Source organism: Nocardia sp. NPDC057668, from assembly GCF_042799795.1.
GTDB lineage: Bacteria > Actinomycetota > Actinomycetes > Mycobacteriales > Mycobacteriaceae > Nocardia.
Map to the genome: position 1 here is coordinate 660,289 of NZ_JBHVIC010000003.1, position 23,364 is coordinate 683,652.

Consider the following 23,364-nt stretch of genomic DNA (forward strand, 5'->3'; position numbering starts at 1 on the left):
CGGTGGCGCCACGCCGCCCCTCGGCACCCGCGCGATGAACCCGGGCCGGCCACCCACCGGGCTCGGCACCCGCGTGCGATACACCCTGCCGCTCGCGGGAATCAGCACCCGTCCGAGAGGAAAGCCCGTGCGTAACCGACGGTTTGGTAGACGTACGACCACGCCCAATAGGCCGGTGAGATATCCAGCGGGCTGTCCACCATGATCAACTCACCGGGAAAGCACCGCGCCAGGATGTAGCGCGCCCGCGACAGATGCGGCCGCATCGTCACCACGATGACCGTGTGCCAGCCGCGCTCGCGTGCCGTGCGCGCCAGGGCGCGGCCCTCGCCGAGTGTGGTCGGCGGATCGGGCGCGAAACATTCGAGGGTGAAGTCCCGGGGCGGGGTGCGACACGGTTCGCGCACCTCGTCGAGTTCGGTGTCGGGCCCGTACGGATTGGAGAACAGCACCGTGGCCGCGTAGCCCCGCCGCGCCAGTTCCATGCCGTAGGCGTACCGGTCGATGCCCTCGCCGCCGAGCACCACGATGGCGTCCGCGTGCCGCAGCGGATCGATCTGCGGCCGCACGTACACCGGTATGCCGGCGGCGACGAACGCTGCCAGCAGGAGCAGCGCCACCCCCGCCCGCACGCTCCGGCGGCGCAGCGGCGGCGTCACGACCGCCGCGCCGCGGCCCACACCGGGCGCAGCGTGGCGGGCGAGATCACCTGCAGCACAGCCGCGAACGCTGTCGCGAACACGATCACCTCCACCGTCACCAACGCCAGACCCGCGGCCACGCCCCGGTCCCCCGCGCGCAGCACCGCGTACTCGAGGACCGCGGTGACCGCGGCCGCGACGACCCCGGCCACGACCGGCGGCAGCAGGATGCGCCCGAGTTCACCCGGGGTCACCCCGACGACGCTACGCGAGAGCAGCAGTCCGGTGATTCCGGTGAGCAGCGCGGACGCCGACAGCGCCAGGCCCACGCCCGCCAGGCCGTGCGGCAGCAGCAGCACCAGCAGCGGAATCGCGGTGACCGCACCGGCCCCGGTCATGCCGTTGATCAGATGCGGTCGCCCCGCGCCCTTGAGCGCCTCGGCGCTCACCGACATCAGCGCGTACCCGATGCCGACCCCGGCCATGGCCTGCACCAGAATTCCCGCACCCCGCCACGGCTCGCCGAGCAGCAGCACGACCAGGGGTGCGCCCAGCACCGCCGACAGCGCCGAGGCCGGGACCACGGCCAGCCACATCCAGCGCAGGGCGCCGAGGAAACCCCGGGCGAAGCGCGCGGGCTCGCCCGCGATGCTCGAGAACGCGGGAAACAGCACGTACGAACAGATCTGGACGATCGCCTGCACCGGCAGGAACGCGAGCCGCCGCCCGTTGCGATAGTTGCCGAGCGCGGCGCTGTCCAGCCGGTGCCCCACCAGCACCACTTCGGTGACCTCGACGGCTCGTTCCACCAGGCTCTCGATCAGCAGCGGCGCCGCGAATCCGGCCAGCTCACGCCACAATCGGAGCCGGAAGCGCCCGCGCAGCGGCCGCCACCCGCACAGCCACCACGAGGCCACCACCGCGGCCAGCACCGCCGCGTAGTAGCCCGCCACCAGCGCCCACACACCGAAACCGCAGGCGGCCAGCGTGATCGACACCGCGGCGAAGGCGATGGCGTTGGCGGGATCCACGATGACCCGGCGCTCGAACCGGAAGGAGCGCTGCAGCAACGCGTCCGGCACCGCCAGCAGCGAGGTGAGCACCACCGTGCCCGCGGATACCGCGGCGACCGCCCCGACCCGATCGTCCCGGAAGATCGCCGACAGCACCGGCGCGGTCAGCACCAGCAGTCCGGCCAGCGCCGCGCCCGATCCCAGGGTCACCCAGAACACGGTCTCGGCCGCGTCGGACACCTCGGTGCGGCGCTGGATCAGCGCGTGGCTCAGCGAGCTGTGCGAGAACACGACCACGATGGCGGTCAGGACCGTGCCCGCGGTGAAGACGCCGACCTCGGCCGGGGTGAGCAGCCGGGCGAGCACCAGGGTCTGCGCCAGCGCGATGAGCTGCACCGCGCCCACCCCGGCGGCCGAGAGCGCCGCCCCGCGCCGCAGGACCGCGCGCAATCCGGTGGCGGGCGCCGCCGGTTCCTCCGGTTCCCCGGCGGTCACCGCTTCACGGCGGTCACGAACCGGCCCGCGGTGTGCGCGACCCGCTCGGAGACCTGCTGTTTGAGCGGGTGCACGCGCCGCAGCACGCCCGGAAACAGGCTGACCGACACGATGATCGCGCCGGCGCGCGCGGTGCGGCGCTGGCGGAAAGCCTCGCGCGCGAACCCCCGTGCCCCGCGATCATCGTGTGCCAGGAACGCCCCCTGCGCTTTGCGCAGCGCCTCCCAGTACCGGAAGGTGCGCAGCGTCCGGTCCAGCGCGGCGCGCTCGCCCGGACCCTGCGGCGCTGCCCAGGCGAAGGAACGCTCCAGCTCGGTCATGAACGCCTCGACCTTGGCCGGGTCCCGGGTCATGGAGTCGCTGCGCAGCCGGAAGCGGGCCAGGCGCTGCGGCAGGATCCGGATGTCGTGATCGCGCACCATGCGAATCCAGATGACGACCGATTCGTGCAGCTCCTCACCGCCGCGGTCGTAGCCGCCCACGGCCTCCCACACCTCGCGCCGGATGGCCGCGGTGTAGTACGGCACCAGTCCGCCGAGCAGATCGGTCAGGGTGAGCCGGTGCGCCGGATCGGGCCGCCGTTTCACGTTGGTCGAGCGGTAGTAGCCGACGGGCAGATCCGCGCCCGAGTCGTCGAATCGGTAGGCGTCGCAACCGATGGCGTCGATGCCGGGGTCCGCCGCGAAGGCCGCGCGCAGCACCTCGCAGTAGGTGGGCACGACCTGGTCGTCGCTGTCCAGCACCACAAAATAGCGGCCGGTCGCACCCGCCGCGGCCGCCATCACCCCGCCGTCGTAGCCCCTGTTCTCCTGCCGTATCAGGTGAATTCGCGCATCGCGCGCCGCGTAGCCGGACACGATGTCCGCGATCGCCTCGGACATGCCGTTGTCGACGACCACCAGTTCCCAGTCCGGAATCGTCTGCGCCAGCACCGATTCGATGGTGTCGGCCAGCACGTCCTCGGTTCGATACGCGGTGGTCAGAAAACTGAACTCGGGAACGATCGATTCCACCGTGCCAACCCCTTCGGCCCTACCATCCGATACCCACATATCCCGGCCGCAGGCGTCGTTGCGCGGCGCCGGGCAGCCGCACCAGGTCGATGACGGTCCGATCCGGGCCGAGGCCGTCGATGGCGGCCACCACCGCCGGTTCGGCGGTGCCGGCGATGAAGATCTCGCCGTGCGCGACGACGGTGGCGATGTCGTCGGTGAGCAGGTCGCCGATGTGCGGCAGGCGTTCCTCGATGAACGCCCGGTTCGCGCCCATGAGCCGGGACAGCGCCACGTTCGCGTCGTAGATGCGGACGTCGTAGCCCTTGCCCAGGAGTCGTTCGGCGAACTCCACCATGGGCGACTCGCGCAGATCGTCGGTCCCGGATTTGAAGGACAGCCCGAAGATGCCGACTCGCCGCCGGCCCAGCTCGATGACCAGATCGACCGCGCGGCGCAACTGGGTCTCGTTGGAGGCGAGCACGTTCGCCAGCACCGGCAGCTCCAGATCGTGCCTGCGCGCGGTGTGGGTCAGCGCCCGCACGTCCTTGGGCAGGCAGGAGCCGCCGAAGGCGAATCCGGGGCGCAGGTAGGCCGGGCTGATGTTGAGTTTGGTGTCGGCCAGGAAGATGTCCATCACCGCGTGCGAATCCAGCCCGAGCCGGGCGCACAGCGCGCCGATCTCGTTGCCGAAGGTGACCTTGAGCGCGTGAAAGCTGTTGTCCACGTACTTGGTCATCTCCGCCACGTCGATCGGCACCCGGAAGCGCGGCCCGGGCAGGCCCTCGTACAGGCTCATCATCTCCGCGCCGGTGCGCTCATCCGATTCCCCGACAACGGTTTTGGGCGGATTCTCGAAGTCGCGGACACTGCTGCCCTCGCGCAGGAACTCGGGATTCACGCTCACCCCGAAGTCGACCCCGGCGCGTTTGCCCGAAGCGCGCTCCAGCACGGGAATCAGGGTGCCCACGCAGGTGCCCGGGACCATGGTGCTGCGATAGGCGACCACGTGCCAGCCGGCCTTGACCGCCAGCGCCGCGCCGATCTCCGCGCTCACCCGTTCCAGATACTCGGTGGACAGGCCGCCGCCGGGCGCCGACGGCGTGCCCACGCAGACGATCGAGATGTCGGTCGCCAGAACCGCTTTCGCCACATCCTCGGTCACCGACAGCTGCCCGCGGGCCACCACGCTCGCGATGAGCTCCCCGATGCGCTCCTCGACCACCGGTGTGCGCCCCTGCCGGATGAACTCGGTCTTCTGCGGGTTGACGTCCACCCCGATGACCTGATTCCCGCGCGCGGCCAGACAGGCCGCGGACACGCATCCCACATAGCCCAGGCCGAATACGCTGACCCCCGCGCTGCCGCCCGCCATCGGGCCGTCGTCGTTCGCTGTTCGCCGGTACCGCTCGTCCACACTGCACCCCACCAGGGATCGTCGCAACCGCTATTTAGCTTTATACCAATGTATTCCGTGATTCGTTCGAGTTATCATCGTGCGGTGCAGCACGCGATGGTCCCGTGCCCATCGCCGTCGGGGGTGACGATGTCGAGGCCGTATACCCGCACGGGAAAACGGCTGGGGGGTTGCTGAACACGATGAGTTTGCCGAGTGCCGGCGGGGGTCTGAAGTACCGGCTCAGGCGCGCACATCCGCGCCATCGTGCGCTGCGGCGCACGCTGGGAAAGCTCGAGCACGACGACGCGGCGGGAATCGCGGCGTTCCAGGAGCGCAGGCTGCGTCATCTGGTGCGGTTGGCCGCCGCGCGCTCACCGTTCTACCGGGAACACTTCCGCGCCAACGACATCGATCCGTCCTCCATTCGCACTCTCGCCGACCTGCCTCGGCTCCCGCTGATCTCGCGCGATGAATTGGCCGCACGAGCAGCCGATTTCGCCACCCGCCCGCGCTGGCTCATGTGGCCGGCCCGCTCCAGCGGCACCTCCGGGGTGCCGATCCGGTGCTATCGCACCGTCGATTCCGCGGTCTTCGAGCTCGCCATGCTGGAGCAGCAGTGGAGCTGGTTCGGCGTTCCGGCGAACGCTCGGCGAATCGTGCTGCGCGGCAGTGGATTCGCGCACGGCCCAGGGCACGGTCCCGCACTCGGCATGCGGGGCGCACGCCAGCTGCTGGTGTCGAGCTATCACCTGACCCCCGAACGGGTGGATCTCATCGCCGGGGAGATCCGCCGGTTCCGGCCCGACGTCGTGGAGGGCTGGCCGTCGAGCATCGCGCTGCTGGCGGCGCTGCTGCGCGATCGCGGACTGCGCGTTCCGGTGCGCGCGGTCATCACCTCCTCGGAGATGATGGCCCCGGGACAGCGCACCCTCATGCGCGAGGTGTTCGACGCGCCCATCGTCGATCACTACGGCCAGACCGAGCGGGTGGCCATGGCGGGCACCTGCGAGCACGGCGGCTACCACGTGTTCCCGCACTACGGCATCGTCGAACTGCTGCCGGTGCCCGGCTCGGATTCGCGCTGGGAGCTGGTGGGAACCTCGTTGCAGAACAGTGGCTTTCCGCTGCTGCGCTATCGCACCGGGGACGAGGTGCGCCCGGCCGCACCGGCCCCGTGCCCGTGCGGGCGCGCGTTTCCGCTGCTCGGGGTCGTCGACGGCCGGGTGGAGGACACCTTCACCGCGGCCGACGGCCGCCCGCTGCCGCTGCCGTCGAGCGTGGTCGACGATCTGAGTGGATTGCGCGAGGCCCAGATCGCCCAGTTGCGGCCCGGGGTCTTCGAGCTGAGAGTGGTACCCGGTGACGGCTTTTCGGCGACCCGGACCGCGGCGCACGCACGGCGCAATGTCGCGCGGCAGTTCGGCCCGGGTCAACAGGTTTCGGTCAGCGTGCTCGAGCGGCTGCCGCGACCACCCAGCGGCAAGCTGAAAACCGCGGTGGTCGAGCACGCCGAGACGTGGCGGCAGCCGGCGATTCCGGTGGAACGCCGGCCGACATGAGTGGAGGGGGTGTGCCGGTGCCGGTTCCTCGGGCGCACGAACGGTACGAGCACGAGCGGAACGCGCGCCGGCGATATCGGCCCGGGGACAGCGACTTTCGCCGCACCGCCCGCCGCCTGGCCGCCCTGGCGTCGACGCTGCTGGCGGCCGGACTGCTCGCGGGCTGCGATACCGGTTCCGGCCCCGGCCCCGGCCAGGTCCCGGTGACCACCGCGGCGGTCGACGAGTTCGCGGCCAAGAATCGCACGCCGGATCCGGCGGCGGTGGGCATCGGCCTCACCGGAATCTCCGCCGCGCGCGGCGATTCCGCGGATCGGGTCGTCCTGGAGTTCACCGGCGCGGCCACCCCGGGCTGGGCGGTGCACTACGTGAACCAGGCGATCCAGAACAGCACCCAGCAGGTGTATCCGGTGGACGGCCGGACCGTCATCGAAGTGCTGGTTCGCGAGGCGGCCAGTCCCTTCGTCTCCGGGGTGCCGCCCTTCGCGGGTCCGGAGACGCTCACCGATCCCACGCTGACCGCGATCGGCCAGATCAGGTACGCGGGCACCGTGCGCGGGGTGACCCAGGTGTTCCTGGGCCTGACAACCCCGCAGGTGGGCTTCCGGGTCAGCGCGCTGGCCGATCCCACGCGGGTCGTGGTGGAGGTCGATCACCGATGACAGCGATCCCGGACGCCGCCGCACCCGATCCCACCACCGAAACACATACGCCCGGCACGCTGTACGTGCTGCTCGACCGCATTCGGCAGCGCCGCTGGCTGGTGCTGGTCATCGCGATCCTGGTGACCTGCGGGGCGTACGCCGCCTCGCACGGCAAGAGCACCACCTACACCAGCCGGGTCCTGGTCTCGGCCGCCTCGACGCGCCCGCCCACCCAGGACGCGATCCTGGCCCAGGGCTACACGTACTTTCTCAACGACCCCTCGTACCAGTCGAATCTGGCGCAGAAGACCGGCTTCCCGGCCGGCATCACCGGCTTCTCGGCCGAATTCGTCACCGCGAGCCCGCTGTTCTACATCCAGGTCACCGCCGCCACGCCCGCGGTGGCCAAGGCGGCCGCGCCCACCGTCGCGCAATTGTTCGTCGACGACGTCAACGGCCGCCTGGACGCGAGCCGGACCGAGACCGCCGCCGATATGACCGCCGCCATGATGAAGGTGTGGGGCGACCGGCTCGCGGCCAACGATCCCAACGCCTTCAGCGCCCAGATCCAATTGCAGCAGGAGATCGACCGGCTCAATGCCGACTCCTCCAACCACCTCACGGTGCTGCAGTCCGGCGCGGGTGTGACCGCCACCGGACCGGGCCGCGCGCGCGGTCTGGCCACCGGTCTCGTCGGCGGGCTGCTGCTGGGCTGCGTGGCGGCGCTGATCGCCGGTGCGGCCACCCGGCGGCTGCACACCGAGTACGACGTGGTGGAGAAGACGGGGGTCCGCCCGTTCGAGGTGATCCCGCCCGGCGGCACCCCCGAACGCGACGCCCGCCGCGCGGTGGCGCTGCGGCACGTGGCCAACCTCGTCGCGCGCGCCGGGACGCCCGCTTCCACCTCGATCGCGGTGATACCGATCTCGGCGGGCGCCGGTGGCGACGAGCTGGCGCGGTCGATCGCCGAACAGCGTGCCGCCCAGGGCACTCCGACGGTGTTCGTCAACGCGAACCTGCGCCGCGCGCCCGGTGCGCCGCGCACCGACACCTCCGAGCCGACGGCCGAATCCGGCCAGAACGCCGGGACCCGATCCGACGACGGGCTCGTCGGCCCCGTCCGGCCGAGTGCCGATCCGCAGGCGACCGAATTCATTCCACGCCCCGAGCGCGGCCTCGCCGAGTATCTGCGCGGCTGGGTGCCCGACGCCAGGGAGCTGGTCACCACGCACGCTCCCGACGGCTTCGCAGAGATCGCCGCGGGCGCGACGAGTCCCGATCCCTATCCGCTCTTCGATCGCGAACGCGTTCGCGCCCTGCTCGATTCGGTCGCCGCCGCCGCGGACACGGTGGTGCTGGCCCTGCCGCCCATCACCGCGGCGCCCGAGGCGCAGATCGTGGCCGACCTGGCGGATCTGACCATCCTGGTCATCGAGCGCGGGCGCACCCGGGTCGACGAGGTCCGCGAGGCCGTGCGGGCCGTGAATCAGGTCGGCGCGCAGGTGCTGGGCGCGGTGCTGATCGACACCCGCGCGCCGCGGTCGTCGCCGCGCAAACGGGCCGGGGCCGCCCCGTGACGACACGGTCCGAGACGACGCGGTCCGAGGAGCATCCCGGCCCCACGGCCCCGCCGCGGCGACCCGCCCGGTTCAGCGCGCGGGCGGCCGCGGCGCGGTGGCCGGACCTGCTGCGCCGCTGGGCCGTACCGGCCGTGGCGATGGCGGTGGCGCTGGTCGCCATGATCGCGGTATCGGGCCGGGCCCCCGGCGGCGTCGGCACCGTCGCGGCGGCGGGCGCGGTGGCCGCGGCGCTCGTGATCGCCGGGTTGCGCGATCCGCGCTGGGCCTTCGTCTTCCTGATCGTGGCGACCTTCCTGCGCCCGGCGATTCCGAAGATCCTGCCCACCACCGATCCCTTCATCCTGGCGTTCGGCGGGCTGCTCATCGCGACGGTGGCCTGGATTCGCGGCCGCCCCGACCGCCGCGTGTCCCTCGGGGCGATCGAGTGCGCGATGGCGCTGTATCTGCTGTGGAACGTCAATTCGATTGTGCAGGAGCACGAGTACCGCCCCATCCTGTACCCGCTGTCGGGTCAGGAGCTGGACCTGTGGCGGTATCTGATCATCGGCACCGGCATCCCGTTCGCCACCTACCTGATCTCGCGCATCATCTTTCGCACGCGCGAGTCGTTGCGCTTCCTGCTGCTGACCCTGCTGGCGTGCAGCGCGTACTCGGCGCTGGTGAGCATCCTGCAGTTCCACGGGCCGCGGGCGCTGGTGTGGCCGCGCTACATCGTGCTCGCGCCCGCCTGGCCCGAACGCGCGGTGGGGCTGCCGAATCAACCGGAGGTCAACGGGCTCATCCTGATCGCCGGGTACGTGCTGGCGCTGGTCCTGATCGGCTCCGAGCGGCGCTCCCGCGCGCAGCGCGTCCTGCTCGCGGTGATCGCCGGGGCGTGCGCCTACGCGGTGTTCCTCACCCACACCCGTTCCATCTGGCTCGATTTCGCCGTGGTCGTGGTGCTGGGCATGGTGCTGGGCAAGGGCTATCGCACCGGCTTCGTGGTCACCGCGCTGGGCACGGTGTCGATCATCGCCATGAACTGGACCGACTTCACCAGCTCGGACCGGACATCGGGCGGGGTGACCTCCACCAACGAGGTCTACGACCGGCTCAACGCCAATGCCACCGCGGTCTGGGCTTTTCTCGAAAAGCCGTGGAGCGGCTGGGGTCTGGGCCGTTTCGTGCAGGTCAACACCTACCGGCACCAGCAGTGGTCGCCCGATACGCCGTGGGAGCGCGGTTTGGGCATCCCCGCGCACGAGACCGAGCTGGGCATCCTGGCCGAACTCGGCATCATCGGCCTGCTGCTGTGGTTGACGGTGCTGGTTCTGCTCGCCCACCGGCTGATCACGGCGTACCTGCGCCTGCCGCCGGCCGGGATCACCGGCCGCCCACTGGCTTTCATCGCCGTCACCGCGTTCCTGTCGCTGGCGCTGGCCGGGCTCTTCGTGGATCTGCGCCTGTTCGACTATCCGAGCACGATGGTCTTCGCGCTGATCGGGGCCGCGGTCGGGGCGGCCGATCGCCTCGAGCGCGGCACACCGCGGGATCCGCTCGCCGCGGGCCGGGAGCGCCGGGCGGCGATCCGGGCCCGCAAGCTCGAGACCGCCGCCGCGGATCAGCCCCGGATCGGGGGCACCGAGGTGCGGAACACCCCGGCGTAGAAGTCCACCAGATTCTCTCGGGAAGTGTCCCAGGACAGTTCGCGTTCCACCCGTTCGCGCCCGAGGGCGCCCATGCGCGCGCGCCGGTCCGGGTCGTCCAGCAGGGCGCCGATCGCCGCGGCGAACCCGGCCTCGTCGTTGTCCGGGACGTACACCGCGGCCGCGCCCGCCGAGACCCGCGCCTCGATCAAATCGAAGGAGACCAGCGGCCGGGACATGGCCATGTATTCCACGACCTTGTTCATGGTCGAGACGTCGTTGAGCGGATTCTTCGGATCCGGCGACAGGCAGACGTCGGCGGTCGACAGGCAGGTCTGCACGAACTCGTCCGGCACCCGGCCGGTGAACTCCACGATGTCCGCCACCCCGAGTTCCTTGGACAGCGCCACGAGATCCTCGAAAGCGTCTCCCCCGCCCATGAATACGAAGTGGGTGTCGTCGCGGCCGAGGGTGTCACGCAGGTACGCGACCGCCCGCAGCGCGTAGTCGACGCCGTCCTGCGGTCCCATCACCCCGAGATACGCTCCCAGATACCGCTTTCCGCGCTTGAGCGCGGGATCGGGCGGGCGCGGCACGAACCGGGACAGGTCCGGCGCGCTGCGCACGACCCGCACGCGGTCGGGGGCCATGCCGCCGCGGTCGATGGCGGCGCGCCGGTAGCTCTCGTTGGTGGAGATGACCGCGTCCGCGCAGGCGAAGGTCAGTCGTTCGAGCAGTTTCGAGGCCCGGTACAGCGCGCCCTTGCCGCCGGTGAACCGGGACAGGAACAGCTCGGGGACCAGATCGTGGTGATCGAACACGAATCGCGTTCCGCCGACCCGCAATACCAGCGCGACCAGGAACAGCAGATCCGGCGGATTGCAGGCCTGCACGACGTGCACCGGCCCCTCCCGGCGCACCCGCAGCGCCAGGCGCAGGGTGTGCCACAGCGCGAGGGAGTACTCGCGCAGATATCCGGCCGGGCCGCCGGTGGCCGCGCGCAGCGGGTACCGCAGGATGCGCACGCCCTCGAGGGTGACCTCGGGCTCGCGGTCCGCCTTGGCGCCCATCGGGCAGATGACGGTCACCCGGTAGCCGGCCGCGACCAGCGCGCGGCTCTCCTGCCACACCCGCCGATCGAAAGGCACCGAGAGGTTCTCGACCAGGATCAGAATGTGTCCGCTCATCGCAGCACCACCTCTTCCAGAGCGCGCTCCGCCGCCGCGGTGCTCGCCTGCAGACTGAATTCCGTGTGAACGCGGTCGCGGGCGGCGCTGCCCATCCGCTTGCGGGCCTCGGGATCGGCGAGCACGTCGAGCACCCGCCGGGCGAGGCGTTCGGGATCGCGCGGCGGGACCAGATAGCCGGTCTCGCCCTCGACCACGAGTTCGGGGACGCCGCCGACCGCCGTGCACACCGCGGCCCTGCCCGCGGCCATGGCCTCGAGCAGGGCCATGGGGAAGCACTCCACGCTGTGACTACTGAGGACCACGACGTCCATGGCGCGCAACAGGTCCGCGACATCCGGGCGGGAGCCGGTCAGCAGCACGTGCCCGGTGAGCCCCGATTCCGTTATCCGGCTTTCGATCTCCGCGCGTGCGGGGCCGTCGCCGACGATCAGGAATTTGGCCGTCGGCAGCTCGCGGACCACCAGCTTCGCGGCGGCCAGGAACGTGTCGTGATCCTTCTCCGGGCGCAGGGCGGCCACGATGCCGATGACCGAGTCACCCTGCGCGACACCGAGTTCCGCCGCGGCCCGGCGATCGTCGGCGGGGTCGAAGGCCGCCGGGTCGACACCGTTGTGAATGACGCGAATCTTGGCCTCGGGGTAACGCAGCTCCCGCACCATGTACCGGACCTGAGCGCGCGCCACCCCGAAGTAGGCGGCGGTGCCGCGGTCGAGCAACCGGTCCACCAGCGGCCGGATCCGCCCGCGCGGCTCGATGTCACCGTGGTTGTGCACCCAGACGACCGAAGCCGGGACCCCGGCCAGGCGCGCCGCGATCCGGCCGAGCGCCTCGGCGTTGTAGCCGCGCGTGATCACCACGTGCGGCCGCTGCTCGCGCATGATCCGCACGAGCGCGCGCAGCGCGGGCACGGCCTGGCGCTTGCGATAGCCCAGGGCGCGGGCGGGCACGCCCGCGTCCGCCAGATCACCGAAGAGCGCGCCCTCCTCGCCGATGCACACCGCCGCGGGCTCGAATCGCGTGCGATCGAGCCGGGGCAGCAGTGTGGTCACGTGCCGTTCGGCCCCGCCGACGCGCAGGTCCGGCACCACGTAGAGCACCCGGATCGGAGTCGGGGTCGGGGTCGGGGTCATGAGGTGAGCTCCCGGTAGATGCCGTCGAATCGCCGCCACACCACGTCGATGTCGAATTCCGCCAGCATTCGCTCCCGGGCGGCCGCTCCCAGGCGCGCCCGCAGCGCGTGGTCCTCGATCACCCGGATGAGCGCGCGGGACAGCGGTTCGACCGCGCCCGGCGGCACCGAGATCGCGCAGCGCTCGTCGACGAGATCCGGTATGCCGCCCACCGGGCTGGTGACCACGCACAGTCCCCGGGCCATGGCCTCGAGGATCGCCATGGGCTGTCCCTCCCGGTGCGAGGGCAGCACCAGCACCTGCGAGTCCGCCAGCAGCTCCGGAATCGCCTGCGGGGAAACCCATCCGGTGATCTCCACGCTGTCGGCGATGCCGAGTTCGGCGACCCGCTCGCGCGCCCGCTCGACCGCGCCGTCCCCGGCCACGATCAACCGCGCGGGCAGCGGGCCCGCGAGTGCGGCCGCACGCCAGGCTTCCAGCAGCGTGAAGGTCCCTTTGCGCTCGCCGATCTCGCCCAGGAACAGCACCCGCACCGGCGCGGCGGTGTGCTGGCGCACCGCGGGGCGGGCTCGAACCGCGTTGGACACCACGATGATTCGCGCGGTCGGTGCGATACCGCGCAGCGCCAAAGCCCAGGACTCGCCCAGCGCGATCACGACCGCGGCGCCGCGCAGCGCGTCGCGGATGGCGGCGCGCAGCGGTCCCCGCGCCTCGTCGTAGAACACCCGGAAGTCCGAGCCGTGCACGTGCAGCACGACCGGCACGCGAACCGCGCGCGCGAGCAGTTCGAACAGGTACTTGCGCGGGAAGCTGCCGTACGAGGACAGGTGCAGATGCACCACCGCGGGCCGGCGCACCAGCAACCGGTACGCGTACACGAGCAGCCCGGCCGCGAACGCGGACAGTTTGACCGCCGGGCCGCCGTCGCGATGGGTGGCGACGTGCGCGACGCGCCAGCGCTCCCACAGCGGGGTCGTGCGCATCTCGCGGACGAAGGTCGACACCCCGCCGCGCGTGGTCATGCTCGTGGAAACCCAGAGGGCGCGTTGACCGTTCACGGCGGCGCGACTACTCGGGACCGCGTCCGGCGGTGATCGCCGGAGCCTCGATGGCGGGTACGCGCGCGGTGGCGCCCGGCTCGGTCGCGGACGCCTCGCCGCGCACGTCGATGAGCACCGCACCGAGCACGGCGGCGTCCACTGCGGCCAGTACCCGAATCGCCTTGCGCGCCGGGGCGGTCCGGGCGGTGGCGCGGTCCAGGATCAGCACGGTCGATCCGGCGGCCGCGGCGATCACCTGCGTCTCCACGGCCTCGAGCACCGGGGGCGCCATGATCACCAGGAAGTCCGCGCGCTCGTGCAGCGCGTCGAGCAGGCGGGCGAAGCGTTCGCGGCTCAGCGCGGTGAACGGATCCTCACCGGTGCTGCCCGCGAACACCTCGTGCAGATTCGGCATGGGTGTCGCGGTGAGCACGGCGTCGATGCCGATGCGGCCCGCCAGCAGCTCCGCGACGCCGATTCCGCGCGGATGCCGCAGATCCGCGTGCACCAGGATGGTCCGCACGCCCTGCCGCGCCCGTTCCCGTGCGATCGTGCGCGCCACGGTCTCCACGCCGGGGGTCGAGTCGGGGGCGGTGCACGCCACCGCGGCCCGGGTCACCGGCACGGCCAGCCCCACCGCGGTCACCACCTGCCGGAGGGCGCGATCGCGCGGCGCATCGGACCCGCCCCGCGCCCCCGGCTTCCGGGAATCCCCCGGTACCACCGCGATCGCGGGCACTCCGGCCTTCTGCTCGACATCGTCGGCGGTGCGCAGCCGGCGGGAGAGCGCGCCGGCGACGAGCGCCGCGACGCACCCGAGCAGCAACCCGCCGACGCCGTAGCCGAGCAGGGTCGGCCAGCGCACGGGTTCGGTGCGCACCACCTCCGAACTCAACTGCAGATCGATCAGTTTGTTGGAGGTGTCGGCGTTGATGCGATTGATCTGGTCCTGCATCTGGGTCAGCGACACGTCGTTGACCACGCCGTTGGCGGCCCGGATGTCGTCGAACGGTTTGCGCACCGCCGCGATGGCCGCGTCCTGGGCGGCGCGCAGACTGGCGTTGATCTCGTCGCGGAAGGCCGCGCCCGCCTTCTGCGCCGCGTCCAGCGCGGTCCCCGCGGTCGCGGCGGTGGCCTCGATGAACAAAATGGGGCTGGAGGCGACCGTGCGGGCCTGCAGACTCACCGCGTCCGGAACACCGGTCACCGCTTTGAGTTTGGACTGATACGCCGGATCCTCGAAGTACTGCGCGTACCCGACCGAGAGCACCGCGTCCTGATCGGGTGCGCGGTTCGGCGAGCCGACCGTAAGGGCGATGCGATTGGTGTACGTCGGCTGCAGATCGCGAACCGAGACCGCCGCCAGCGCCAGCGCCGCCGCGGTGACCACCAGCACCAGCCAGGCGCGACGGCGGATGCGAATGAGGTGAACTGCTGTGGCACTGTTCAATTCGGCTCCCTGGAAGCTAGGGGCTCGGCACCGACGGATATCGCGTCCGGCGACGCGCCGTTACGCCGGCCGGTGCGCGCGGCCGCCAGGCGCAGGACCGCGCGCGGCGCCTCGGGCGCGAGGGCGCACAGCACGAGCGCGTAGATGATCACGAACACGACCGCGTCCAACAGCAGGGCTCCGATCCCGGTGAGCAGCGGGCGGGTATCGGCTTGCAGCACACGGTGTTCGAGGAACCAGGTCGCGGCCAGGGCGAGACCGGCGGCGGGCAGCGGCGGGCCGATCGCGCGGATCAGGTCACCGATCCGCACGCCGATCACGGTGCGCGCCAGCCCGATCACCACCACCCCGACCGCCAGCGCGGTGGCCGAGGTCGCCAGTCCGACGCCGATGAGCCCGTACAGCCGCACCAGCACCAGCAGCAGCCCGATGCCCAGCACGAGCTCGATCGCGGTCTGCCAGTTCAGCAGTGCGGTGCGGCCAGCGCCCTTGATGGCCTCCTCGCTCACGCTCATCCACGCCTTGCCCAGGCCCAGCCCCGCCATGGCGACCACGACCAGCCCGGCCTCGCGCCACCGCTCACCGAAGACGATGACCACCGCGGGCTCGCCCACGGCCACGATCAGCCCGCACAGCGCGGCCGCGCCCGCCGTGGTGAGCCGGATGGCCCGCAGATAGGCGGCGGCCAGGCGCGGCGCGTCCCGTTCCTCGGCGATCCGGGAGAAGGCCGGAAACAGCGAGAACGCACCGACTTCCACGATGAAGCGCACCGGGATCTGGGCGATGCGCTGGCCGTACCGGTAGTGCCCGAGTGCCGCGGCGCTGAGCCCGCGACCCACCACCGCGGCCTCCACCGTGGTCTGCACCCGCGACCCGAGCATGTTCACCACCACCGGGGATCCGAATCGCGCCAGCTCCCGCCAGATCCGCATCGAGGCGCGGCCGCGCCCGGGCCGCCAGCGCGCCAGCCACCACACCGCGAGCACCCACATCGCGTAGGAGGCGTAGGTGCCGATCACCAGACTCCAGACCCCGAACCCCAGCGCGGCCAGCGTCACCGACACCGCGCAGAAGCTCACCGAAACCGCCGGGCCCACAATGATTCTGCGCCGCACGCTGAATTCGCGCTGCAACAGCGCCTCGGGCACGTTGGTCAGCGCGAACAGCAGCAGGAAGCCCGAGGTGGCCGCCGCGATGAGACCGATGGTCTCGTCGTGGAACACCGTGCCGATGACCGGGGCCGCGGCCAGCGCAAACAGACCAACTACCAGCCCGTTCAGCAGCGAGGCGCGAAAGACCGTGTCGGCGGCGTCCGCGACCTCCTTCTCCCGCTGCACCAGTCCCGACCGCAGCCCGCCCTCCACGAAGGTCGTCAGCAGCATGGTGAGCACGGTGCCCGCGGCGAAAGCGCCGACCTCGGCCGGGCTCAGCAACCGTGCGAGCGCGACGGTCTGCCCCAGGGAGACCAGTTCGCCGAAGATCAGTGCGCCCGCCGATGCGGCGGCGACCCGGCCGATCTTGCCGGTGAGGCTCTTCCCCGGCGGCGGTTCGCCCGCCCCCGCACCCGCCCCGCCCGGATCCAGCGGCGGGGATTGCGGCGGCGGAAGTCCGAAGCTACCCATGCTCGATATGCGATCGTTCCAGCAGCGCGAACAACCGCTCGAAGCCCGCCCTGCTCGCGGCGACCTGCTCATCGGCGCCGGCCCGCAACGGTTCCCGGACCTCCTCGGCCTCGTCCCATGCCGCGCGCACCGCCGCGGCGAGCAGCTCGCCCAGATCCGGGTCGTCGAGGTGGATCAGTCGGACGCCGCCGCCGAACATCTCGGCCAGGCCCAGGAATTTGTCGTCGTAGTACTCGGTCGAGGTCAGGGCCACGACCGGGATCCCCTGGCTGAGCGCGAAAACCGCCAGATGGTATGCGCCGGTGACGAGTACGCGACAGCGCGCCACCCGCTCGGCGACGTCGCCGGGCCGCACGAACCGGCCCGGCGGCGCAACCGGGTCCGCGCTGGCACGCACCAGCGGCAGGGTGGTCGCGCGATCCGGGGAGCCCGGGGTCTCGGCGATGATGAGCGGCGCCAGGCGCGCGCCCAGCTGCGCGGCGGACGTCCGGACCACCTCGCCGACCCGATCCTGGGCCGCGGCGGCCACCGGGGCGTAGCGCGCGACCCGCAGGCACACCCCGATATCGGTGCCCAGCTCGACTTTCCGGGCCGCGACCGCGAGTTCTATGGCATCGTCACCGGTAACGGCGAACGCTTCCGGCGGCACGCCGAGCGCGGCCAGCAGCTCCGGTCCGCGCCTCCGCTCACGTAGCGCGATGAACGGCGTTTTCGCCAGCACCTGCGCCGCGCGGTCGCGCAGGCGCGCATCGCGCAGCGGACCCAGGCCCTGACCGACCAGGGCGGTGGGAATGCCCGCGTCCCTGGCGTAGTCGAGCAATTCGAGCACCCGGGTGGCCTGCGGTACGTCGGCATCGGTCAGGTATCCCCCGCCCAGCGCCACGACCAGATCGGCTTCGCGCACGGCCCGGGCGGCGCCCGGATGCCGCGCTTCGATCCGCGTGCCGACGGCCGCGACGGCCTCCGCACCGGCCGCAGCCGCGACCGGCTCCGCACGTGATCGATTGGCCCGCAATCGATCTCGAACCTCGATCGCCCGGGGCAGAAACCACGCCCAGGCGCGCAGGCGCGTGATCTCGACCGGCCCGGCGACCGTGGGACCCAGGCGCGCGGCCAGGCGCGCGATCGGGCCCGGCGCACGCCAGGGATCGGCCGCGCCGACCGTGATCCCCACCGCGCCCGGGAAATACGCCGAAACCAGCGCGGGCGCTTCGGTCATGATGCCGATGCTCGCGCCCGGCCACCGGGCCCGCAGCCGGCGCACGGTGACCTCGAGCATGGCGAGATCACCGTAGTTCCGGAGCCAGTACTCACTGTTCTCGATGAGAATGCGATGTCCGGCGCCCCCGCACGGCAGTCCGGTTCCCATGTCGACCTCCCCCGGTCATACAACGGGCCCACACGGCTGCGACCGGCTTTCGTTGCACGCCAACGGTATCTCAATTAGCCACACCCGCAGCGCCTTTGCAACTCGGATGCGATGCCGCCCGGCGGATTCCCGGTTTCCGAGCCGTGCGGCGGGAACTTCTCCGGTAGCGTCGGCCCCATGCCAGCAGTCGGCGCGGTCCGCGGTTCCGCCCGCCGCCGGGTGCGCCTGGGGCCGGTACTGGTGGCGGGGCAGCTGGTCACCCTGCGCGAGACCCGGCTCGCGGACTTCCCGCACTGGCGCGAGATCCGGCTGCGGGACCGGGAATTCATCGAACCGTACTGGTACACCTCCGCTTTGACGTGGGAGGAACGCCATTCCCGCGCCTGGTGGATCCGCGAGCGCCTGCGCCAGGGCCGGGCGCGGCTGACGGGCCGGGCGCTGTCGCTCAGCGTGCTGGTGAACGGGGAGTTCGCGGGCCAATGTCAGCTCGCCCCCATCGATCTCGCGCAGCGCACCGCCGAACTGGGACTCTGGATGGACGGCCGGCGGGCCGGGCACGGCGTGGGTACCGTGGCGGGCGCGCTGGCCACCGATCACGCGTTCGGCGAGCTCGGCCTGCACCGCGTCACCGCCCCGGTGTGCGTGGGCAATCGCCGGGCCCGCCAGGCCGTCATCCGGGGCGGAATGTCGCTGGAGGCCACGATGATTCGAGCGGTCGACGTGAACGGCGCGCGCAAGGACCACGAACTCTGGGCGGTCCGCGCGGGCGATGCCCCGCCCGGCGGCTACGTCGCGGCACTGCTCGCGGCCGGGGTCGCCACCGCCCGCCCCGCGCCCGCCGCGATCTCGGTGCGCACCCGGCTCGCGGCGAGCGCGCGGGCCCTGCGGGCCGCCGCGCCCGGGGCGGTGGTCGTGGTCGCGACCCGCTACCTGCTCGGCACGCCCTGGCGAGCCCGCACCGGGACAGGCGAAACCCGCCTGCCGCAAACACTCTCGGGCCGCGACGCCGCGAACCGCCCGGTCCTGCTGCGTCAACCCCCCGCGCGGCGTTCCCCGCGCACCGTCCACCGGCGGCACGCCTACGACGTCTGCGCCGCGGGCGAGCCGATCGGCCGCCTGCACCTGGACCTGAGCGGGCCCAACATCGGTCTCACCCTCGACTTCGATTCCGGCACACCGCGGCCCGGTGCGGCGGCCGCGGTAACACTGCTGCTGAACCACGCGATCGACCAACTGCGCGGGGAACGGGTGGAGACCCTCATCGATCCGGCCGCCACCCATCTCTCGGCCATCGCCACCGCGGGCGGACTGCGGCGCGAAGGCGTCCTGATCGCGGCCCGGCGCGGCCGTGACGGCGACTTCCACGATGTCGAGCTGTGGGCGGCGACGAGCGAGAAGCCATCGCGCACAACCGCATACGAATAGGTAAAGTCCCGGATAGCACGACCGCGGGGGCGGGCGGTGCGGTGACTCTAGGAGCGAACGTTGGGTCTGAACGTCGTCATGATCGCGACCTATCCGCTGGAACCGGGACGCATAGTGGGGGGCATCGAGTCGGTCACCAGCACACTGGTCCCCGCCCTGGCCGCCCGCCCGGAGATCGAGCGGCTGACCGTGCTGTGCTTCCACACCGGCCCCGAGCCGGTCCCCGATCGCCGCGAGGGACCCAAGGTCGAGATCCGCTTTCCGCGCGGACAGCGCCGCCTGGCGGTGGCCACCCGCTCGTACCTCGATGTGCGGCGGGCGCGGGCGATCATCGCCGAACTGGCCCCGGATGTGGTGCACGCGCACGAGATCGGTGTGCGCGGCGACATCGCCACCCAGGTGAGCACGCACACCGTGGTCACGGTGCACGGGCTCGTGCACCGCGAGACCGAACTCCAGGCGCGCGCGAGCGCCAAGGAACGGGTGCGCTATCACCTCGTCGCCGCCATGGTGCGCCGGGTGCTGCGCCGGGCACGGGCGGTGGTCTCCATCTCCGACTACGACGCCCGCGCGCTGGGCGGCCTGGTGCGCGGGGAGCACGTGAGCATCGCCAATCCGACGGCGGCGGAATTCTTCGCCCTGTCGCCCTCCGGACCCACCGAACCCCGGCTGCTCTTCGCGGGCGTGCTCTCGCCGCGCAAGAACCCCGAGGGGCTGCTCGACGCGTTCGCGCCGGCGGCCCAGCGGGTTCCCAAGGCCGTGCTCGCGGTGGTCGGCCCGCAACCGGATCCGCACTACGCACGCGAAATTCGCGAGCGTGCCGCCGGGCTGGGGCTCGCGGACCGGGTCGAGTTCGTGGGCATGGTGGACAACGATCGGCTGCGCACCGAGATCACCCGGGCCCGCGCGGTGGTGCTGTTCTCCCACGAGGAGACCTCACCCACCATCCTGGCCCAGGCCATGGCGGCCGGGAAACCGGTGCTCGCGGCGCGGGTCGGTGGCATCCCGGAAATGGTGTCCGACAGCGAGAGCGGATTCCTGATCGAGCCCGGGGACGCCCCCGAACTCGCCGACCGCATGGTGCGGGTGCTCGAGGATCAGGACCTGGCGCTGCGGCTGGGCGCCCGCGGACACCGCATCGCCCGGGAGAAGTTCGACCCCGACGCGGTGGCCCGGCGCACCGTCGAAACCTACCTGCGGGTGGCCGGCCGGTAGGTCGCACACCAGCCCGTCCCATCGCGAAAACATCGGAGCAACAGATGGATTGGACCGGAAGAACCGCACTGGTGACCGGCGGGGCCGGGTTCATCGGCTCACACCTGGTCGAGCTGCTCGTCGCGGCCGGGGCGGAGGTGACGGTGCTGGACACCTTCGCCACCGGCAGCCGCGCGAATCTGACCGCGGTACAGGACGCGATCACGCTGCGCGAGCTGGACATTCGTGAACTGGACTGGGCCGAATACCTCACCGCGCACCCGGCCGAGTTCATCTTCCACCTGGCGGCCAACGCCTACGTGCCCCCGTCGGTGACGGCGCCCGCCGCCGACTACGAACTCAATTTCGCCACCACCTTCCGGCTCCTGGAAGCCCTGCGGGTGCTGAGCTGGCCCGGCAGGCTGGTCTTCGCATCGAGCGCGGCGGTCTACGGCAATTCGGTTCGCGTACCCATCAGCGAGGCCGACCCCACCGTGCCCATCTCCCCCTACGGGGTCGGAAAGCTCGCGGCCGAACGCTATCTCGCGGTGTTCGCCGAGCTCTACGATCTGAACCTGGCCTCGGTGCGCTTCTTCTCCGCGTTCGGCCCGCGCCAGCGCAAACAGGTGGTGTTCGATCTGCTGGCCAAGCTCGATCGCGACCATCGGCGCATCTTCATCCACGGTGACGGCACTCAGGTCCGCGATTTCCTCTACGTCGAGGACGCGGCACGCTCGGCCATGATCGTGGCGGCCAACGCACCGCTGCGCGGTGAGGCGTACAACGTCGGCGCGGGCCGCGAGTACACCATCGACCAGCTCGCCAAATCCCTGTGCGGCATCACCGGTTTGGATCCGGAGCTGGACTACAGCGGGTCCAATCGCCCCGGCGATCCCGAGCGGCTCGTCGTCGATATCACCCGGCTGCAAGCCATCGGCTATCAGCCGCTCGTGGACTTCGACCTGGGCTTGACCCGGACTGTAGCCTGGTACTCGTCCTTGACCGGAGCGACCTGGCAGTAGGGCGATGCGCGAAAGCCGTTGGAAGGTCTGCGTCACCGCGGGCGCGGTGCTGCTGTCCCTGCTCATCGCGTGCACGCCCGCCCCGTCGCCGCCGGTGGACCGGTTCGTCGGCGATTTCGAGACGGGCAATTTCGATCAGTGGGCAAACTGCCAGAACGTCGCGGTCAGCAGCACCCCGTGCGCCGACTACACCGATCCCACCGACAGCATGCGGGTGGAGACCTCGGTGGTGCGCCAGGGCGAGTACGCCGCGCGCTTCCAGGTCGGCGCGGGCGACACCCCCGACCGAATCTGTTGCGGCGCACGGGCCGAGGTCAGCGGCGAGGACGCCACCCGCGCCGACGAGGGTGACGAGCGCTGGTATCAGTGGAGCACCCGGTTCGAGCGCGGTTTCCCCGCGGACCGCGGCTGGACCGTGCTGTCGCAGTGGCACGCCGAGGAGGATGGTTCGCCGCCGCTGGCCATCGCGGCCGGTCCCACCAACGTCAGCGAGAACCACTGGGGCATAGTCATTTCCACCTGGAACGCACCGGGCGACGCGGGCCCGACCTACACCCCGTGGAGCATGCAGCTGGTGCCGGACGTGTGGAACGACATCAAATTGCACGTGAAGTGGTCCGCGCGTGACACGGACGGCTATGTCGAACTCTGGCTGGGCGGCCAGCGCCAGACCTTCGACGCCTCACCCTGCGCCGGGCAGCTGCGCTGCTCGATTCGCACCCTCATGCCGAACGGCGGCGGCGTCTACTTCAAACAGGGCTACTATCGCGACGCCGGCATCACGCCGCTCGGCGCGGTCTATCATGACGGATTCTCTGCGGCGCTCTCGGAAGACGCGCTGGCGCCGCTGTAGGCCGGATGACGGCCGCGACCAGCAGGCGCAGATCACCCAGCGGCGTCCAGTCCCGGAGATAGGCCAGGTCGAAATCCCGAATCTCCTCGCGCGTAGGCGGATTCGCACCGTGCTCCAGGCGGGGACCCAAGCCGGTGATCCCGGGTCGCACCACGCCGTCCCGAACCGGATGCCGTGACGGCTCCGGTCCGCGCCGCAGCTGCGGGCGCGGGCCGACGATGCCCATCCGGCCGGTCAGCACGTGGAAGAACTGCGGCAGCTCATCGAGCCGGAGTTCGCGAATCACCCTGCCGACCGGTGTGATTCGCGGATCACGGCGCGGTCCGGCGGGTAATCCGCGCACCCGGCGGACACCGAGCAGGACATCGATATGGGCGTCGGGATCGACGTACATGCTGCGGAACTTGAGCATGAGAAAGGGCCGCCCGTCGGGACCCACCCGCGGCGACCGATGGAACACCGGTCCGCGGCTACCCGCCTTGACCGCCACCGCGAGCGCGAGCAGCATCGGCGCGAGCGCCAGCACGGCCGCCAGCGCGAGACAGAAGTCGAAGACGGCCTTGAACTTTCGCCGACCCGGCGCCGCCGGTCCGGGCGTGCGCCGTCCGGGCGATGACGCGTGTTCGGACATGAGAGACCACACCTCCCCCACGGGAGAACTGGGTTCCGATCCCCACTGATCAGTTCCATCCAACGGGCCGAGCCGGGAACCCCTGCAACCGCCGGCGCCCATGCCGACCACCGGGGTCGCCGACTTCTTCGATGACCAGAAGCCGAATGTTACACACCCGGGTCGGCGCCGTTAGCGAAACCTGTGTGACAACAAAGTCCCCCGAAGGTTGCCGATAGCATCGCAACCGGTTTCCCGCTTGTTTCCCCGCATTTCCCCTATTCGCAAAATTGCAGGTTATGCATTGCCCACCCGGCCGGGTTCATGGTGCGTAACCCTTGATTTGCAATCCCCGAGGGATAGCCAACCGAACGCCCCGTTCTGCGACTCGCAGAAATTCAGTACCCGGCGCCGGGTCACCGCACCACTGAGCCCACGGCCGCGGTCAATCCTGTTGTAACGTAAGGCCGGATCGCGCCGACCTCAGTTCAGCCGGTACAACAGTCGGCCG

The 23,364-nt window shown here is 71.3% G+C and carries 19 protein-coding genes; 8 read left to right on the forward strand and 11 right to left on the reverse strand.

Translation table 11 applies throughout. From position 1 onward, the window contains the following. Nucleotides 1-101: 101 nt before the first annotated feature. From ACFVBH_RS21610 to ACFVBH_RS21625, 4 genes are read right to left on the reverse strand one after another with little or no spacing between them, the layout of a single operon-like run. Entirely contained in the window at nt 102-659 is a 558-nt protein-coding gene (locus ACFVBH_RS21610; RefSeq protein ID WP_354988557.1) for a YdcF family protein, read from the reverse strand. Next, entirely contained in the window at nt 656-2,149 is a 1,494-nt protein-coding gene (locus ACFVBH_RS21615) for a lipopolysaccharide biosynthesis protein (protein ID WP_379003771.1), read from the reverse strand. Before ACFVBH_RS21615 ends, ACFVBH_RS21610 begins: the two co-directional genes overlap by 4 nt. Next, nucleotides 2,146-3,162, reverse strand: coding sequence for a glycosyltransferase family A protein (locus tag ACFVBH_RS21620; protein ID WP_354988555.1), 1,017 nt, complete (start codon nt 3,160-3,162; stop codon nt 2,146-2,148). The genes ACFVBH_RS21615 and ACFVBH_RS21620 overlap by 4 nt, the downstream gene beginning before the upstream one ends. A gap of 19 nt (nt 3,163-3,181) precedes the next feature. Beyond that, on the reverse strand, nt 3,182-4,558 hold the full coding sequence (locus tag ACFVBH_RS21625) for a nucleotide sugar dehydrogenase (RefSeq protein WP_379003774.1): 1,377 nt from the start codon (nt 4,556-4,558) through the stop codon (nt 3,182-3,184). A 182-nt stretch (nt 4,559-4,740) separates the two neighbouring features. On the opposite strand from ACFVBH_RS21625, the gene ACFVBH_RS21630 reads away from it, so the two are divergent. Genes ACFVBH_RS21630 through ACFVBH_RS21645 form a run of 4 tightly spaced genes read left to right on the forward strand, consistent with a single transcriptional unit; the run spans nt 4,741 to nt 9,969 of the window. Continuing rightward, entirely contained in the window at nt 4,741-6,099 is a 1,359-nt protein-coding gene (locus ACFVBH_RS21630; RefSeq protein ID WP_354988553.1) for an AMP-binding protein, read from the forward strand. Nucleotides 6,100-6,116: 17 nt separating this feature from the next. Next, the gene (locus tag ACFVBH_RS21635; protein ID WP_379003777.1) at nt 6,117-6,761 is read left to right on the forward strand and encodes a hypothetical protein; all 645 of its coding nucleotides are present in this window, start codon (nt 6,117-6,119) and stop codon (nt 6,759-6,761) included. Beyond that, nucleotides 6,758-8,320 carry a hypothetical protein gene (locus ACFVBH_RS21640; RefSeq protein ID WP_379003779.1) on the forward strand — a complete coding sequence of 521 codons (1,563 nt, stop codon included), beginning with the start codon at nt 6,758-6,760 and terminating at the stop codon, nt 8,318-8,320. The genes ACFVBH_RS21635 and ACFVBH_RS21640 overlap by 4 nt, the downstream gene beginning before the upstream one ends. Continuing rightward, the gene (locus ACFVBH_RS21645) at nt 8,317-9,969 is read left to right on the forward strand and encodes an O-antigen ligase family protein (RefSeq protein ID WP_379003781.1); all 1,653 of its coding nucleotides are present in this window, start codon (nt 8,317-8,319) and stop codon (nt 9,967-9,969) included. The genes ACFVBH_RS21640 and ACFVBH_RS21645 overlap by 4 nt, the downstream gene beginning before the upstream one ends. Here ACFVBH_RS21645 and ACFVBH_RS21650 read toward each other — a convergent pair. Genes ACFVBH_RS21650 through ACFVBH_RS21675 form a run of 6 tightly spaced genes read right to left on the reverse strand, consistent with a single transcriptional unit; the run spans nt 9,924 to nt 17,749 of the window. Continuing rightward, the gene (locus ACFVBH_RS21650) at nt 9,924-11,135 is read right to left on the reverse strand and encodes a glycosyltransferase family 4 protein (protein ID WP_379003783.1); all 1,212 of its coding nucleotides are present in this window, start codon (nt 11,133-11,135) and stop codon (nt 9,924-9,926) included. The two genes, ACFVBH_RS21645 and ACFVBH_RS21650, sit on opposite strands and share 46 nt — an antisense overlap. Continuing rightward, complete coding sequence (locus tag ACFVBH_RS21655; protein WP_379003785.1) at nt 11,132-12,268, reverse strand: glycosyltransferase; 1,137 nt, start codon at nt 12,266-12,268, stop codon at nt 11,132-11,134. The genes ACFVBH_RS21650 and ACFVBH_RS21655 overlap by 4 nt, the downstream gene beginning before the upstream one ends. Beyond that, nucleotides 12,265-13,290, reverse strand: coding sequence for a glycosyltransferase family 4 protein (locus ACFVBH_RS21660; RefSeq protein WP_379003788.1), 1,026 nt, complete (start codon nt 13,288-13,290; stop codon nt 12,265-12,267). Before ACFVBH_RS21660 ends, ACFVBH_RS21655 begins: the two co-directional genes overlap by 4 nt. A 46-nt stretch (nt 13,291-13,336) precedes the next feature. Next, nucleotides 13,337-14,758 (reverse strand): hypothetical protein, encoded by a 1,422-nt coding sequence (locus tag ACFVBH_RS21665; protein ID WP_379003790.1) that lies wholly within the window; start codon nt 14,756-14,758, stop codon nt 13,337-13,339. Further along, entirely contained in the window at nt 14,755-16,380 is a 1,626-nt protein-coding gene (locus ACFVBH_RS21670; RefSeq protein ID WP_379003792.1) for an oligosaccharide flippase family protein, read from the reverse strand. The genes ACFVBH_RS21665 and ACFVBH_RS21670 overlap by 4 nt, the downstream gene beginning before the upstream one ends. Continuing rightward, nucleotides 16,373-17,749: a polysaccharide pyruvyl transferase family protein gene (locus ACFVBH_RS21675; protein ID WP_379003795.1), complete on the reverse strand. Its 1,377-nt coding sequence runs from the start codon at nt 17,747-17,749 to the stop codon at nt 16,373-16,375. Before ACFVBH_RS21675 ends, ACFVBH_RS21670 begins: the two co-directional genes overlap by 8 nt. A 177-nt stretch (nt 17,750-17,926) precedes the next feature. Between ACFVBH_RS21675 and ACFVBH_RS21680 the strand changes: the two genes are divergently transcribed. Genes ACFVBH_RS21680 through ACFVBH_RS21695 form a run of 4 tightly spaced genes read left to right on the forward strand, consistent with a single transcriptional unit; the run spans nt 17,927 to nt 22,243 of the window. Next, complete coding sequence (locus ACFVBH_RS21680; RefSeq protein ID WP_354991441.1) at nt 17,927-19,174, forward strand: GNAT family protein; 1,248 nt, start codon at nt 17,927-17,929, stop codon at nt 19,172-19,174. 60 nt (nt 19,175-19,234) lie between these two features. After that, nucleotides 19,235-20,389, forward strand: a complete 1,155-nt coding sequence (locus ACFVBH_RS21685; protein WP_379003799.1) for a glycosyltransferase family 4 protein — start codon at nt 19,235-19,237, stop codon at nt 20,387-20,389. A 44-nt stretch (nt 20,390-20,433) separates the two neighbouring features. Continuing rightward, nucleotides 20,434-21,390 carry an NAD-dependent epimerase/dehydratase family protein gene (locus ACFVBH_RS21690; protein ID WP_379003801.1) on the forward strand — a complete coding sequence of 319 codons (957 nt, stop codon included), beginning with the start codon at nt 20,434-20,436 and terminating at the stop codon, nt 21,388-21,390. Nucleotides 21,391-21,394: 4 nt separating this feature from the next. Further along, the gene (locus ACFVBH_RS21695; protein WP_379003803.1) at nt 21,395-22,243 is read left to right on the forward strand and encodes a polysaccharide lyase; all 849 of its coding nucleotides are present in this window, start codon (nt 21,395-21,397) and stop codon (nt 22,241-22,243) included. Here the strand turns inward: ACFVBH_RS21695 and ACFVBH_RS21700 are convergent. Further along, on the reverse strand, nt 22,170-22,874 hold the full coding sequence (locus tag ACFVBH_RS21700) for a sugar transferase (RefSeq protein ID WP_379003805.1): 705 nt from the start codon (nt 22,872-22,874) through the stop codon (nt 22,170-22,172). The two genes, ACFVBH_RS21695 and ACFVBH_RS21700, sit on opposite strands and share 74 nt — an antisense overlap. Nucleotides 22,875-23,364 lie beyond the last annotated feature (490 nt).